This is a genomic window from Nocardiopsis valliformis DSM 45023 (assembly GCF_000340985.1).
Classification (GTDB): Bacteria; Actinomycetota; Actinomycetes; order Streptosporangiales; family Streptosporangiaceae; genus Nocardiopsis; species Nocardiopsis exhalans.
Genome location: NZ_ANAZ01000037.1, coordinates 46,943 through 61,981, shown reverse-complemented (window position 1 = coordinate 61,981; position 15,039 = coordinate 46,943). Strand labels below are relative to the sequence as shown.

General features: G+C 71.1%; 13 protein-coding genes. 4 read left to right on the top strand and 9 right to left on the bottom strand.

All coding sequences use genetic code 11. From position 1 onward, the window contains the following. Positions 1 to 340 precede the first annotated feature (340 nt). Positions 341 to 1,126, bottom strand: a complete 786-nt coding sequence (locus D457_RS0126460; protein WP_017583696.1) for an IclR family transcriptional regulator — start codon at positions 1,124 to 1,126, stop codon at positions 341 to 343. A gap of 137 nt (positions 1,127 to 1,263) precedes the next feature. Here D457_RS0126460 and D457_RS0126455 point away from each other — a divergent pair, with 137 nt between their 5' ends. Further along, positions 1,264 to 1,581 (top strand): bifunctional 3-phenylpropionate/cinnamic acid dioxygenase ferredoxin subunit, encoded by a 318-nt coding sequence (locus tag D457_RS0126455; protein WP_026117058.1) that lies wholly within the window; start codon positions 1,264 to 1,266, stop codon positions 1,579 to 1,581. Then, a complete protein-coding gene (locus tag D457_RS0126450) occupies positions 1,578 to 2,762 on the top strand; it encodes an NAD(P)/FAD-dependent oxidoreductase (RefSeq protein ID WP_017583694.1) in 1,185 nt (394 codons plus the stop codon). The genes D457_RS0126455 and D457_RS0126450 overlap by 4 nt, the downstream gene beginning before the upstream one ends. A 322-nt stretch (positions 2,763 to 3,084) precedes the next feature. Here the strand turns inward: D457_RS0126450 and D457_RS0126445 are convergent, their stop codons facing one another. From D457_RS0126445 to D457_RS0126410, 8 genes are all read right to left on the bottom strand, one after another. Beyond that, positions 3,085 to 4,053 carry an ABC transporter substrate-binding protein gene (locus D457_RS0126445; RefSeq protein WP_086002240.1) on the bottom strand — a complete coding sequence of 323 codons (969 nt, stop codon included), beginning with the start codon at positions 4,051 to 4,053 and terminating at the stop codon, positions 3,085 to 3,087. A gap of 113 nt (positions 4,054 to 4,166) precedes the next feature. Beyond that, positions 4,167 to 4,952, bottom strand: coding sequence for an ABC transporter ATP-binding protein (locus D457_RS0126440; protein ID WP_017583692.1), 786 nt, complete (start codon positions 4,950 to 4,952; stop codon positions 4,167 to 4,169). Next, on the bottom strand, positions 4,952 to 6,100 hold the full coding sequence (locus D457_RS0126435; RefSeq protein ID WP_017583691.1) for a FecCD family ABC transporter permease: 1,149 nt from the start codon (positions 6,098 to 6,100) through the stop codon (positions 4,952 to 4,954). The genes D457_RS0126440 and D457_RS0126435 overlap by 1 nt, the downstream gene beginning before the upstream one ends. Positions 6,101 to 6,408: 308 nt before the next feature. Then, a complete protein-coding gene (locus D457_RS0126430; RefSeq protein WP_017583690.1) occupies positions 6,409 to 7,101 on the bottom strand; it encodes a haloacid dehalogenase type II in 693 nt (230 codons plus the stop codon). 36 nt (positions 7,102 to 7,137) lie between these two features. Then, a complete protein-coding gene (locus D457_RS0126425; RefSeq protein WP_017583689.1) occupies positions 7,138 to 8,358 on the bottom strand; it encodes a GDSL-type esterase/lipase family protein in 1,221 nt (406 codons plus the stop codon). Positions 8,359 to 8,394: 36 nt separating this feature from the next. Further along, complete coding sequence (locus D457_RS0126420) at positions 8,395 to 9,102, bottom strand: hypothetical protein (RefSeq protein ID WP_026117057.1); 708 nt, start codon at positions 9,100 to 9,102, stop codon at positions 8,395 to 8,397. Positions 9,103 to 9,186: 84 nt separating this feature from the next. Then, complete coding sequence (locus D457_RS0126415; RefSeq protein WP_017583687.1) at positions 9,187 to 10,185, bottom strand: iron-siderophore ABC transporter substrate-binding protein; 999 nt, start codon at positions 10,183 to 10,185, stop codon at positions 9,187 to 9,189. A 184-nt stretch (positions 10,186 to 10,369) separates the two neighbouring features. Next, on the bottom strand, positions 10,370 to 11,137 hold the full coding sequence (locus D457_RS0126410) for a siderophore-interacting protein (RefSeq protein ID WP_026117056.1): 768 nt from the start codon (positions 11,135 to 11,137) through the stop codon (positions 10,370 to 10,372). 253 nt (positions 11,138 to 11,390) lie between these two features. Here D457_RS0126410 and D457_RS0126405 point away from each other — a divergent pair, with 253 nt between their 5' ends. Further along, positions 11,391 to 13,175 (top strand): ABC transporter transmembrane domain-containing protein, encoded by a 1,785-nt coding sequence (locus tag D457_RS0126405; RefSeq protein WP_017583685.1) that lies wholly within the window; start codon positions 11,391 to 11,393, stop codon positions 13,173 to 13,175. Beyond that, complete coding sequence (locus D457_RS0126400; protein WP_017583684.1) at positions 13,172 to 14,983, top strand: ABC transporter ATP-binding protein; 1,812 nt, start codon at positions 13,172 to 13,174, stop codon at positions 14,981 to 14,983. Before D457_RS0126405 ends, D457_RS0126400 begins: the two co-directional genes overlap by 4 nt. Positions 14,984 to 15,039: the final 56 nt, after the last annotated feature.

Here is a 15,039-nt window from a genome sequence, read left to right as displayed (position 1 = left end):
TGCGGGGCGAAGTTCTCCGAGGCGATCATCTCGAGGGTGTCGCGCTGACGCGTCAGCTCATGGCCGATGGTCTCAGCGATCTCGGGATCGAGATCACCCAGGGTCCGGTCGAGGATCGGGGCACTCGGTGCGGTGGAAACCAACGGGGGCACTCCCTCTGGTTGTTGCGCTATTTGCAACGCATTCCGTTCTGCACAACGCGATTTCGACCACAGTGAGGGCTGCCCGCTGGTCTGTCAAGATCTGAGATAGAAGTCTTGATGGTTTGATCGAGACTTAATCGCTGATTGATATATCAGCAACGCCGAGCGGCGTCCGACCATCGGGTCGGCGCCGTCCGTCAGCCCGTCAGCGCAAGCCGCCCGGCGAGGTCGCGTGCCCCTCGCTGTAGCTCCTCCACGACCTCGGGAATCCGCTTCCTCGACAGTCGGTAGGCCGGCCCCGCCGCGCTGATGGCGGCGATCGGTTCGTCGCCCGGCCCGAACACCGGCACGCCGATCGCGTGCAGGCCCGGCTCCAACTCCTCGAAGCAGATGGCGTACCCGTCCTCGGCCACCTTCTTGAGGTTCTCGCGCAGCTCCTGGAGGTCGGTTATCGTGCGCGGGGTGTAGGACACCAGCTCTCCGGCGAGTAGCTCGTCCAGCTCGGCCCTGGCCATGAACGCCAGCAGGACCTTGCCGCTGGCCGTCGCGTGCGAGGGCGTGCGCTGTCCGATCCAGTTCTGGGCCGCCACGGCCGAGGTGCCCCGGGCCTGGCTGACGTTGATCGCGTCCAGGGAGTCGAGCACCGCGACGTTCACCGTCTCGCCGAGGCGCTCGGCCAGCTCCTCGCATACCGGGTTGCCGATCTGGACGATGTCGAGTTGGCCGGCGACGGCGCCGGTGAACCGGAGCATGCCCATGCCGAGGGTGAATCTGCCGCGCTCCCCGTGCTGCTCCACGAGTCGTCTCGACTTGAGTGTGTGCACGAGCCGCGACGCGGTGGACTTGTGCACGCCCAGCTCGCTCGCGATCTCCGTGATCCCCGCGTCGGTGCGCGTGAGGAGTTCCAGGATGTCGATGGCCCGGTCCACGGACTGGATCGTCGACGAGTCCCGGGGTTCGATGCTGTCACCTGAGTTTCTCATAGTGCAACCCTAATCGATTGGTGCAACTCACCCGAGATTACTGGGTGGTACGCCTTGACGGCGCTTTGATCGCTCTCACATCATTGTGTTGCGTATCGAACACACTGTTCCATTTAGCGCAACCCGGAGGTCGCGTCATGATCCCAGCGTGTGCCGTGGACGAACTGCCTGAGGGAGAGGCGATTCGCATCCCCGGTGAAGTCCCGATCGCGGTCTTCAACGCCGACGGTGAGATCTACGCCGTGGACGACACGTGCAGTCACCAGGACGCCTCGTTGTCCGAGGGGTGGCTCGAAGGATGCTTCATCGAGTGCCCGCTCCATGCCGCGAGCTTCGACCTCCGGACCGGCATGCCCACCGGTGCGCCGGCCAAGAAGCCGGTTCGAACCCACAGTGTCGTGATCGAGGACGGCGTGATCTACGTGGTCCCGCAGAACCAGGAGGCAGTCGTATGAGAACTGTTGCCGTCGTCGGGGCCTCGCTGGCGGGGCTGCGTTCAGTCGAAGAGCTCAGGTCGCAGGGGTTCGACGGGCGCATCGCGGTCCTCGGTGAGGAACCGTACATGCCCTATGACCGCCCGCCGCTGTCGAAGGCCTACCTCCAGGGCACCTGCACACCGGAGAGCCTGAGCCTGGCCGACAACTCCGACCTGGAGGAGCTGGCCGCGGAATGGCACCTCGGCGTCCGGGCGGAGAGCCTGGACCTGGCGGCCAAGTCGATCCGGCTGAGCAGCGGTGAGGAGATCGCCGCGGACGGGATCGTCATCGCCACCGGTGGCCGGGCCCGCGCGCTCCCCGGATCAGAGGGGCTGTCCGGCGTGCACACCGTACGGACGCTCGACGACGCGGCGGCGCTCCGCACCGACCTGGAGAACAGCTCTGTGGGAGTGGTGGTGATCGGTGCCGGCTGGATCGGCGCGGAGGTCGCTTCCACCTGCCACGCGCTGGGCCGACCGGTGACCGTCGTCGAGGCGAGCCCGACCCCGCTCGCACGGGTCCTCGGCCCGACCATGGGCGGGATCTGCGCGGCGCTGCACACCGACCACGGCGTGGCCCTGCGTACCGGAGTGGGCGTGCAGTCCCTGACCTCCGGCGGCTTCGGCCCGTGGAAGCGTGTTTCCGGCGTGGACCTGGCCGACGGCACCCACCTGCCCGCGGACGTGGTCGTGGTGGGCATCGGAATGGTGCCCAACACCGAGTGGCTCGCCGGATCCGGCCTCAACACCGACAACGGTGTGCTCTGCGACGCGGGATGCGTCACCGAGAATCCGGCCGTGGTCGCGGTGGGCGACGTCGCCCGGTACCAGAGCCCCGACGGGCCGACCCGGCACGAGCACTGGACCAACGCCTCCGAACAGCCCGCCGCCGCAGTGCGCAATCTCCTGGCGGGCACGACGATCGAGGAGTACCGGCCTTCCGGCTACTTCTGGTCCAACCAGTACGGCACCCGGTTGCAGGTCGTCGGACACCCCCAGGACGCCGACGAGGTCGTCGTCGTGGACGGCTCGCCGGACGACCGCGTGTTCGCCGCCGAGTTCCGCCGCCAGGGCGAGCCGGTGGGCGTGTTCGCGATGAACAACCCCAAGCTGTTCGGCCGCCTGCGCCGACAGGTGCGGGCGCGCGTGGCATCGGTGTGACCGACTGACACCGCCATCGCGGGTGGTGGCCCCGGCCGGGGCCACCACCCGCTTCCGTGTGCCCGCAATCCCGTGCCGCCGACAGGGAGCGCCCAGCGTGAGAGGAACCGCGACAGTACGAAGACGGCCCGACCAAGGTCTCCGTCGCCGGCACCGTTCTGGACGCCAACGACACCGGCGGCACCGCCCGCGACCCGGAGGTACCCGCGGCCCAACGCCGGGAACGGGCCCGGGTGCACAGCGGGAAAGGTGTTCGCTGGGGAGGCCGCCCGCTACCCGTCGCGGCGTGAAGGTACCCGGGCGACGGTTTCCGGCGACAGCACTAGCCGTTCAGCTCGCGCAGGTACTCGGCGAAGTTCTCCAGGCCATCGATGTTGCGCGGCCCCGAGATGCCCTCGTTGTAGTCCAGGACGAAGAAGTTCTCCTCGACTACCGCAGGCACCTCCGCCATCGCGGGGGAGGAGGAGAGGAAGTCGATCTTCTCCTGCGCGGGCTGGTCGCCGTAGTCGAGGATGATGATCACCTCCGGCTCGGACTCCACCACGGCCTCCCAGCCCACCTGGGTCCACCGCTCCTCCAGGTCACCGAAGATGTTCTCGCCCCCGGCGTGCCCAATGATGTCGTTGGGCGGGACCTGGTTGCCCGCGGTGAAGGGCTGGTCGGTGCCGGAGTCGTAGAGGAAGACCGGCACGGGGTCGCCCTCGGGCGCCTGCTCCTCGACGGCCGCGACCCGCTCCTCGAACTCACCCACCAGCTCCTCGGCGCGCTCCTCCACACCGAAGATCTGCCCGAGCCGCTCCAGGTCGGTGTAGAGCCCCTCGAACGGCGTCACCCGCTCGGGGTGGCCGGGGTAGTTGAAGCAGGACTCGGAGTGCATGAAGCTCTGGATGCCGATCCCGTCCAGGATCTCCGGGGTGATGCCGCGCTGGTCGCTGAAGCCCGAGTTCCAGCCCGCGACCACCAGGTCGGCCTCGGCGTCCACGACCAGCTCGCGGTTGAGCAGGTCGTCGCTGAGGAACTCGACCGCCTCGTAGTCCTCGGCCCACGGCGACTCCGAGACCGGCGGGTTGGCCGGGGGCATCACGTAGCCGTGCACGTGGTCGACCAGACCCAGCGAGAAGAGCTTGTCGGCGCTGCCGCCCTCGTAGGCGACCACCCGCTGCGGGGTCGTGTACTCCACCTCCTCACCGCAGCGCTGGACGGTGACCGGTCCGACACCCGCCTCGGAGACGCCCTCGACCTCGGCCCCGCACCCGGCCAACAGAACGGTGACGGCGGCCAGGGGCAGCAGGGTTCGTGGACGGGGGAGCGGGCTGGTCCACGCACCGGAGCGGGGCAGGGAGAGCGGGCCGGACCAGGCGCCGGACCGGGGGAGACGGTTCCTTCTGAGGTTCTTCCTGGGGGTCAACGGAGGCCTTTCCTTGCGGGTGGGAGTTGGTACAGCAGCTGGGGGTCGCCGGTGAGGGGATGGGGGACCACGGACGCCTCGACCCCGAAGACCTCCCGGAGCAGCGCCGGCGTCAGGACCTCCTTGGGGGAGCCCGCGTCCACCAGGGCGCCCTCGGAGAGCACACCGATCAGGTCGCAGGCCGAGGCGGCGAGGTTGAGGTCGTGCAGGACCACGAGCACGGTCACGCCCGCCGCCCGCAGCAGGGACAGCAGTTCGAGCTGGTGGCGCACGTCGAGGTGGTTGGTGGGCTCGTCCAGGACCAGCACCCGGGGCTCCTGCACCAGGGCACGGGCCACCAGGACCCGCTGGCGTTCGCCACCCGACAGTTCGAGCACGCCGCGCCCGGCCAGGTGGGCCACGTCCAGCAGCTCCATCGAGTTCCGGCACAGGTCGCGCTCGCGCGCGCTCAGCGGTTGGTTTCCGCGCAGATGGGGTGCGCGGCCCAGGGCGACCAGCTCCTCGACCGTGAAGTCGAGGTCGCTCCCGCTCTCCTGGGTGAGCGCGGCCACCCGCTGGGCGCTGTGGCGCAGGCTCATCGCGGACAGCTCCTCCCCGCCCAGCAGCACCCGGCCCGCGCTGGGGCCCAGCGCTCGGTAGACGCAGCGCAGCGCGGTGGACTTGCCCGAACCGTTGGGGCCGACCAGCCCGACCACCTGCCCGTCGGGGACGTCCAGGGTCAGTTCCCGCACGATCCGCGCCCCGCCCAGGTCCACGGAGAGTTCGTCGAGACGAAGGTCCATCAGCGGCCTCCGAACAGGTAGCCGCGGCGGCGCATCAGGGCGATGAAGACCGGTACGCCGACCAGCGCGGTGATCACCCCGAGCGGGAGCTCGCGCGGGGCCACTACCACCCGGGAGACCAGGTCCACCCACACCATCAGCACCGCGCCCGCCAGCGGGGCGATCGTGAGCACTCTGCGGTGGTCGGCGCCCACGAGGATGCGCACGATGTGCGGAACGACCAGGCCGACGAACCCGATCGCCCCGCTGACCGCCACCATCGCGCCGGTCATCACGGCGGTCAGGACGAACAGCCAGCGGCGCAGGCGGTCCGAGCTCACACCCAGGCTCGCGGCGGTCTCGTCACCCAGCGCCATCACGTCCAGGGAACGCGCCAGTGAACGGAGCAGGAGCACGCCCGCGAGCACGGCGGTCGCGACCACCGGCAGCGAACCCCAGGTGGCGGCGCCGAAGCTGCCCATGGTCCAGAACAGGACGGTACTGGTGGCCTCGTTACTGGGGGCGAGGTAGACGATCACGCTCATGATCGCCTGGAAGCCGAAGGACAGCGCCACCCCGGTCAGCACCAGCCGCAGCGGGGTGATGCCCATGCGCGAGTAGGAGATGGCGTAGACGAGCAGGGTCGCGGCCAGGGCTCCGGCGAAGGCCCCGGCGGAGACCGCGTAGATGCCCAGGAAGGAGAGCCCGCCGAGGACGCCGACCAGCACCGCGCCCACCGACGCCCCGGAGGAGACACCGAGGATGTAGGGGTCGGCCAGGGCGTTGCGCACCATCGCCTGGATGGCCACGCCGACCACCCCGAGCCCGGCACCGACCACCGCGGCGAGCAGCACCCGCGGGGTGCGGATTTGCCAGATGACCTGGTAGCGCATGAGTTCGTCGGCCTGGATGGTCCCGCCGGTCAGCGCGGCCCAGAGGTAGCGGACGGTCTCACCCGGCGGGATGACCGCCGACCCCAGGCCGATCGCCACGACCACAGACAGGGCGAGGCCGACCGCCAGGACCAGGGCGGTCGTGGCGGTCCCGGCGGGGGTGGTCATCCAGCGGATCTTCGGAACGGGTGCGGTGGGGGTGCCGCCCCGGTCCGGTTCGGGGGTGCCGGGCGGGGAGCCGACAGCCCCTCCGGTCGGTGCGGGGACGTTCCGCATCCGACCTCCTTTCCTGTGTGCGCGAGGGCCTGCGCGGACCAGTGCGGGTATGGGCCAAATTTCATGGACATGAAAACGGTTTTCATTCTAAACACAGACTTGACCGCTCGCGTCGACGTCGGGAGAGCCGGATGGAAGGTGCCGAGGGATGAGGCGCGGTGGAGAGGGTGCCGGGACGGACGGTGGAGGGAAACGGCGCACGGAAAAGCCCGCCGGTGGTCCGGTGCCGGCCGGTCCGGGAGAACGGCGCGGGCGGGACCATCGGCGGGCGTGTGACCGCTGGTGGGACAGGCGGAGAGGGTCGGCCCTCAGATGGCGTCGAGCTGGATGGCCAGGTCGTCCAGGTCCTTCGCGGACAGATCGAAGGAGTCCGACGTGCTCGGCGGATCCCCGACGGGGCGTTCGACGTAGGCGGTCCGCATCCCCAGGGCCTGGGCGCCGCGCAGGTCCCATGCGTGCGCGGCGACCATGAGCAGGCGCTCGGGCGGGCAGTTGGCGTTGGCTATCGCGCGTCGGTAGACCTCGGGGTCCGGCTTGTAGGCGTGCGCGTCCTCAGCCGAGAGCACCTGGTGCCACCGCAGCCCGGCATGGGCGTTGATCCGGGTGAGCGCCGCGTGGCTGGCATTAGACAGACCGACCACGGGGTAGCGCGAGGCGAGCCGGCCCAGTGCCTGGACGGAGTCCGGCCACGGGTCCAGGCGCAGTGCGGCGGCGGTCAGCGAGCGCACCGCAGCCTCGTCTTCGAACCCGGTCTCGGCCGCCACGTGCGTTGCGGCCTCCCGATCGACCACCGTGCTACTGGCGTAGGGGCGGCGGCCCGCGAGCATCTCCCGCTGCTGCTCGTCCACGTACCGGTGCCACAGCTCGACCAGTTCCTCCGCCCGCACGTCCCCGAGGTCGGGCAGCAGCTCCCGAAGACCGCGCGTGATCCCGCCGGGTTCGTCGACCATGGCGCCGAGCACGTCGAAGACGACCAGGTCGATGTCAGGGAGTGCGGACATGGCAGGAGCTCCTCTGGTTCTTGTTGAGAGGACCCGTCAGTTCACGGATACCCCGGTTCCGTCGGCGATCCTAGTGCGAGATCCGTCGGCGAACAGGCCGTCAGCGCCGAAGGCGAGTTCGGCGAAGCGGGTGCCGATGCGCTGGTGCGTGGCGGTGTCCGGGTGGAGTTCGTCGGGCAGCGGCAGCTCGGCGCAGTCCGCCTCCCCGTAGAGCTCACGGCCGTCCAGATAACCGAGGTGCGGGTCCTCGGCAGCGCGATCGTTCACGATCCGGGACAGCTCCTCTCGGATGGCGGTGAGCGTGAGCTTCCCGGCGGCGCGCTCCTCCGGGGCCCCGGAGGCCCGGAACTTTTTCTCCCCGCTGCGCAGGGCCTCCAGGTCGAAGGAACACGGTCCCGGGGTGTCCTCGTGGATGGGACACAGGAGAGGCGAGATCACCAGCAGCGGGGTCGTCGGATGGCCCTCGCGGATCGTGTCGAGGAAGCCGTGCACCGCGGGCGTGAACGCCCGCATCCGCATCAGGTCCGCGTTGACCAGGTTGATGCCGACCTTGACGCTGATCAGGTCGGCGGGGGCGTCGCGCATCGCCCGGGCGGTGAACGGGTCCAGAAGCGCGTTACCGCTCAGACCGAGGTTGACCAGTTCCACGGGCTCGCGGGCGGCCGCGACCACGGGCCAGACCGAGGTCGGGTTCGCGGCATCGGACCCATGGCTGATCGAGCTCCCGTGGTGCAGCCACACTCTGCGGCCCCGGTCCGGGACCGGCTCGACGGGGGCGTCCGCGCGCAGTGCGACGAGCTCGGTGGTCTCGTTGTGCGGCAGCCAGATCTCCACGTTCTTGACCCGGTTCGGCAGGCCGGTGAAGCGGGCGGTGCCCACCGGCCCGGTCCGGTGCTCGAAGCCGCCGGTAGCCATGTCGATGGTCAGGGTGTCGCCGCCGGACACGGTGGCCTGAGCGGTGAGGCGCCCGTCCACGAGCAGGTCGTACACTCCGTCGGGGCGGGGAGCGAGGCCCGTGTAGACGCGCTTTGTGGGAATCGTGTCCAGTTCGATCGCCCTCGCCCGGGTGCGCAGGAGCAGCCGCACCCCCGAGGGCTGGGCCTCGGCCATGGCCAGCTGCGGGTCGGCGTTCTGGGCACGGGCCCGGGCGGGCAGCCGGTGCGGCAGGAAGCCGCGTTCGGTTTCCTCCACCTCGACCGCTCCACGCAGGAGTTCCAGGGTGATGGGCGTGGTGGTCCAGTACTCCGTGGTGTTCATGGTTCTCCCTGGCGGGCGGACGGTGCGGAACGCGGGTCAGGCGGCGGCGGGGTGGCCGATGAGTCTTCGCATGGCGCTGGGAGGGGCACAGGAGCGGGTGGCGGGGTCGAAGACCACGTCGTCGCGGGAGCAGTAGTACAGCCGTTGCCAGGCCTGCCAGGCGCGCTCCCGGTGGGCGCTGCCAGCGTTGGCCCGTTTCCTCCTGGCCTCGGCTCTGCGCAGATCCCACAGGACCAGGGCCAGACCCAGCGCGGCGTAGGTGAGGCTCATGGCCAGAGTGAGCAGGAAACCGGTCATCCTATGGACACCCAGGTCCGTGAGGAGGTAGGAGAGCACGCCCAGCAGGTAGAAGAGGCCGACGGCCGCGAGGAGGGCGGTCTTCGCTGACCCGCCTCCCCAACGGTGCACGAGCAGACCGGTGACCACCGCGGGTACGAGCGCGAGGACGCCGTTGACGCTCATGGACACTGTGGCCATCGCGAACAGGAGGATCCCGAAACCCCTGGCGAACCGGACCGGGGGCCGCGGTCCCGAGGGGAAGCTCAACTGTGCCGCGAGGCTGCTCTGGGAGCGCGTGGTGGTGTTGTGCCTCGCCTGACCGACGGTGTAGTCCAACTGGGTGAACTGGTCTCTGGCCTGGAGCTTCGAGGAGCCGGTCGTTCGTGTGGTCGTCGTCCCCGACCGGACCACCGCGGACACCTTGGTGGTCCGGTCCTGAGCCGAGCACATCGGACAGCGAGCCATCGGTCCGTCCACCCCCGAATCACACCTGTTGTCAGTGACCCGTCGAAGAGTAGCGCCCCGCGTTGCCGCCCAGTCCTTCGGGCCTCAGCCCTCCAGCGTCTCCTGGATCATCGGGACGATCTCGTCCAGGGCGTGGTGGATGCCCAGGGTGGAACCGCTGGAGAAGGCATCCGAGAGCTCCTGGTCCTCCAGGATGATCAGGCGGTCGTCCTCGGCGGAGCCGATGCCCTGGAGGACCGGGTCCTCGTTCAGGGTGTCCACGACGTCGCCGATCGGGAAGACGATGGTCAGATCGGCGTCCAGCTCCTCCACGAGCTCGGCGCTGAGGTCGGCGTAGAAGGCGCCGTCGGCCATCTCGACCAGTTCGGGCTTGTACTCGAAGCCCAGCTCTGTGAGCACGTCCGCGCGGGTGTCGCCGGGCACGTAGGCGCCGTACCGGCCGTCGAAGTAGGCGCCCACCGCGATGGTGAGGTCGGCGAACCCGGGGTTCTCCCCGCGGATCTGCTCGAAGCGGTCCTCGAGCTCGGTGACCAGCTCCTCACCGCGCTCCTCCTCGCCGACGACCTGGGCGACCTGGCGGGTCTGCTGCTGCCAGGTGGTGCCGTAGGTGACCTCGACGCCCGGCGGCGGGCCGACCACGGGGGCGATCGGTTCGAGGATGTCGTGCCGTTCCTGGGTGTTGTCGGAGCGGGTGTCCAGGATGACGTCGGGGTTCAGGGAGGCGATGGCCTCCACGTTGGGCTCCATGGTGTCGAGCAGGACCGGCTCGGCGTCGACCAGGTCGGCGGCCCAGGGGCCCACACCGGCGCCGCTGAAGCCCAGCCAGTCGGCGACGCCGACCGGCTGCACGCCCAGGGCGAGTGCGGCCTCGGCGTCGGACCAGCCGAGGGCGACCACGTTCTCGGGCCGGTCCTCGATCTCCACGTCGCCGAAGAGCGTCTCGACGTTGACGGGGTAGCCCTCGGCCGCCTCACCGGAGGACTCCGAGGAGGTGTCGGAGCCGCCGCCGCAGGCGGCGAGCAGGACGGTGGACAGGGCACCGGCGGCGACCATGCCGAATCGGGCGGGCAGACCGGGGTTCATGGGACCTCACTGGTGAGATGAGCTTAGCCTTGCCTAAGCTAGATTTGTCCAGGTTAGCGTGCTCTGTGAATGGTGTGACCAACGGGGTGGTGCGTGTTGCCCGCCCGTGGTCGCGCTCCCAGGGGTGCCCCGGTCTCGGCGGGCCGGAGGCGCTCGGGTCAGGGGCAGCCAGAGGTTTTCGGGTTCAGTCGACCCCGGCCACGCCCGCGCGCCAGTAGCCCACGAACGTGATGTCGTCCTTGGGCACCGCGTGGTCGCGCACCAGGGCGCGGCGCAGCCCGGTGGGCAGGGCGTTCTCCCCGGCCACCCAGCAGTACGGGCGCCCCTCGGGCAGGGCCGCAGTGCTGACCGTCTCCAGGGCCAGGCGCCCCGGGGTCGCGTGCGCGTCCTCGCGCGGCAGCCAGTGCACCTCCACGCCGGGCGGGGCCTGGACGGGACGGACGTCGCTGGGGGAGGGGGCCTCCAGGTAAACCTGGGCGCGCAGGTCCCGCGGGGCCTGCTCGACGATGGACAGCAGGGCGGGCACGGCGCTCTCGTCGCCGACCAGCAGGTGCCAGTCCGCGCCGTCCGGGGGCAGGTAGTAGATGCCCTCGGGGTACAGGCCCACCTCGTCGCCCTCGCTCGCCGAGATGGCCCAGGCGGAGGCGGGCCCGCCGTCGCCGTGCGCCACGAACTCGATGTCCAGTTCCAGGCTTCGGGGGTCGAACCGGCGCATCGTGTAGTTGCGCACGTAGGGCCGCACGTCGTCAGCCATCTCGCGGTACTCGGGATACCAGCTGTCGGGGTCGGAGTCCGGCAGGACCAGCCGCTCCTGCCCGGGACGCCGCAGGAAGACCCGCACGCACTGGTCCAGGCCGAGGAACTCGAACCGGGCCAGGTCGGGGCCGCTGACGGTCACGGTGACGAAGTGGTCGGTGGTCCGCTCGGTGCGCGTGACCCGGGCGCGGATCATCTGGCGGTGGCGCGGCGACTGGATACGCAAGCGAGGGGCCCTTCGCGGACGTGTGCGTGGACGGGGCGGGCGGGGTGTAGGCGTGCAGTCGTGAATCCCTGTGAGGTTAGCCTAACCAATATCATGCCTGCTGAAAAATCATCCCATTCACGACAAAGAACTCCTTCTGTGGTCGGAGATCCCGGCCGGAATGGCTACGCTGGGCCAGTTGGAACACCAGTGGGGACAGCAGAACCGAGGGGACGGGAAACGGATGACCGTGCGCGAGGGCCCGGACCGGCCTCCTGTAACTCCGGCACCCCCGGTTCCCGCCACCGCCAAGGCCCTGCGCTCACGCACCCTGCGCCGCCACCGCGGCCGGGTCACCCTCGGCGTTCTCCTGCTCTCCCTGCACCAGGTCTGCGAGACCCTCGTCCCGGTCGCCATCGGTCTCACCATCGACCTCGCCGTCTCCACCGGCGACACCACCGCCCTGCTGTGGTGCGTGGGCGGTCTGGCCCTGCTCTTCGCCGTCCTGGCCAGCGCCTACCGCTTCGGGGCCCGCTTCACCCTCGGCGCCGTCGAACGCGAGGCCCACCTGCTGCGCCTGGAGTCCGCCCGCCGGGTCCTGCACCCCCGAGGTGAACGCAGCGGTCTGCGCTCCGGCGAGGTCCTGGCCGTGGCCACCTCCGACGCCGAACAGGCCGCCGCCTACGTGCGCGCCTGGGCCATCGGCATCGCCCAGGTCACCGGGATCGTGGTCACCACCGTCGTCCTGCTCGCCATCAACGTCCCCCTCGGCCTGGGCGTCCTCCTCGGCGTCCCGCTGATGCTCCTGCTGCTGCGCGTGCCCGCCGCCCGCATCACCCGCCGCACCGAGGCCAAACAGGCCACCGCCGCCCGCGCCACCGCCATGGCCACCGACCTCGTCGGCGGTCTGCGCGTGCTCATGGGCATCGGGGCCCGGCACAACGCGGCCCTGCGCTACCGGAGGGCCAGCGACCTGGCCCTGACCGCCTCCGTCGGCGCCGCCGCCACCAACGGCCTCTACAAGGGCCTGGTCACCGCCACCGGCGCGGTCTTCCTGGCCTGCGTCGCCGGAACCGCGGGGTGGATGGCACTCCAGGGGCACCTGACCATCGGTGAACTGGTCATCGTGGTGGGCCTGGCCCAGTTCCTCGCCGAACCCGTTCGGGTGCTCGGCATGGTCGGCCAGATGTTCGCGACCGCCCGTGCCTCCGCCCAGCGGCTGGTCCGGCTGCTCAACGCACCCGACGCCGTCAACCCCGGTGAGCGCCTTCTCCCCGAGGTACTGCCCGACGTCGCGCCCGCCGTGGAGCTGCGCGGGGTCACCCACCGCACGCTCGACGGGGTGGATCTGACCCTGGACCAGGGAGAGCACGTCGGTGTGCTCACCACCGACCCGCGCGACGCCGAGGCCCTGGTCGACCTCCTCGCCGGACGCGCCGAGGGCGCGGGGGGCACCGTCCGGATCGGGGGCGTCCCGATCACCGAACTCGACCTCACCTCGCTGCGCGGCACCGTGCTGGTGGAGGAACACGGCAGCACCCTGTTCGAGGGCACTCTGCGGTCCAACCTGGACCTGAGCTCCCACCCGGCCCTCGGCCGTGCTCGACAGGGCGGCGACGAAGCACCCCTGCTCACCGCGCTGACCGCGGCCGCCGCCCAGGACCTGGTCACCGGTCACCCCGACGGCCTCGACCGGCCCGTCACCGACCGCGCCGCCAACCTCTCCGGCGGACAGCGCCAGCGCGTCGCCCTGGCCCGGGCCCTGGCCGCCGACCCGCCGGTGCTGGTCCTGCACGACCCCACCACCGCCGTGGACGCCGTCACCGAGGAGGCCATCGCCCAGGGCACGGCCGCGCTGCGCGCCCGCCGCGCCCCCGCTGGCGCCACCCTCGTCATCGCCAACAGTCCGGCGCTGCTGGCCCGCGCCGACCGCGTGGTGGTCCTGCGCGAGGGACGCCTGCACGCCCTGGGCACCCACACACAGCTGGCCGAGGACGACCCCCACTACCGCGAGGCGGTGCTGCGTTGAGCACGGAACCCACTACCGAGGCCGCACCTGACGGCCCGGGCGATACCGGCCCTGGTCAGTCCGGCGGCCCCGAGCTCCTGCCCACCGCCACCGCCCGGCGCACCTGGGCCGTGCTCGGCGACGGGATCCGGGCCACCCCCTGGGCCGCCGCCCTGGCTCTGGTCACCGTCCTTGCGGGCAGCGCCGCCGGGCTCGTGGCGCCCTGGGTGCTCGGCTCGATCGTCGACGACATCTCCGCGGGCGCGGGCTTGGACGCCATCCTGCGCTCGGCCGCGCTCATCGCCGCGGCCGCCCTGGCCGGTGGTGTCCTGGTCGGGCTGGGCGCCTGGCAGGTCAGCCGGCTCGGTGAGACCATCCTCGCCCGCCTGCGCGAGCGCGTGATGGAACGTGTCCTGCACATGCCCGCCGCCCGCCTGGAGAAGGTGCGCATCGGCGACCTGCTCTCCCGGGTCGGCGACGACGTCGCCGTGGTCACCAACGCCATCGCCCGCAACGGACCCGAGGTCGTCACCGCCCTGGCCATGGTCGTGCTCACCACCGCCGGGATGGCCGCCCTCGACTGGCGACTGGGCCTGGCCGGGCTGGCCGCCATGCCCTTCTACGTCTGGGCGGTGCGCTGGTACATGCCCAGGTCGGGGCCGTACTACGCCCGTGAGCGCATCGCCATGGGCGAGCGCTCACACGCCCTCATGGGAGCCCTGCGCGGCCGCGACACCGTCCGCGCCTACCGTCTGGAGGAGGAGCACGAGCAGCGCATCGCCGAGCGCTCGCGTACCGCGATGCAGCTCACCCTGGACGTGTTCCGGCTCTTCACCCGCCTCGGCGCGCGGATGAACGGCTCGGAGTTCGTGGGGCTGGGCGCCGTACTGGTCGTGGGTTTCTGGCTGGTCCGCGGCGACCTGGTCACGGTCGGCATGGTCACCGCCGCCGCCCTGTACTTCCACCGGCTTTTCGGCCCGATCGGCTTCCTCGTGATGAACTTCAACGACGTCCAGCAGGCCGGAGCGAGCCTGGCCCGCCTGGCCGGGGTGGTGGACCTGCCGGTCGCCGACGACCCGCGCGCCGAGGAGGGCCCCGCCGGTTCCTCCCTGCGTGTGGAGCGGGTCAGCCACGCCTACGCCCCCGGCGCCCCCAAGGCCCTGGACGGGGTGACGCTCAAGGTCGCCCCGGGTGAACGGGTCGCCCTGGTCGGCGCGAGCGGGGCGGGCAAGACCACCCTGGCCGCCGTGGTCAGCGGGCTGCGCGCCCCCACCGCGGGGACGGTGTACCTGGGCGGGATCCCGCTGGACGAACTCGGCGAACAGCGCGTGCGCGAACACGTCTTCCTGGTCAGCCAGGAGACCCACGTCTTCGCCGGAACCCTCCTGGACGACCAGCGCCTGGCCCGGGCCGAGGCCACCGCGGAGGAGGTCGAGGCGGCCCTGGAGACCGTGGGCGCCCTCGACTGGGTGCGTGCTCTGCCCGAGGGACTGGAGACCGTGGTCGGCGAGGGCGGTCACGCTCTCACCGCCGAACAGGCCCAGCACCTGGCCCTGGCCCGCCTGGTCCTGGCCGACCCGGACCTGGCGGTGCTCGACGAGGCCACCGCCGAGGCAGGGAGCTCCGGCGCGCGGCGTCTGGAGGGGGCCGCTGTCGCCGCGACCAAGGGCCGCACCACCCTGGTGGTCGCCCACCGCCTCACCCAGGCGCAGGCCGCCGACCGCGTGGTCGTCATGGAACAGGGCCGCATCGTCGAGGAGGGCACCCACGACGACCTCGTGGCCAGTGAGGGAAGCTACGCCCGGCTGTGGCGCAGCTGGCAGGGCTGACCCGGCTCTGACGCGGACCGGGACGGCGGCAGTCGGGTCGTTCCAGCGCATCGCTC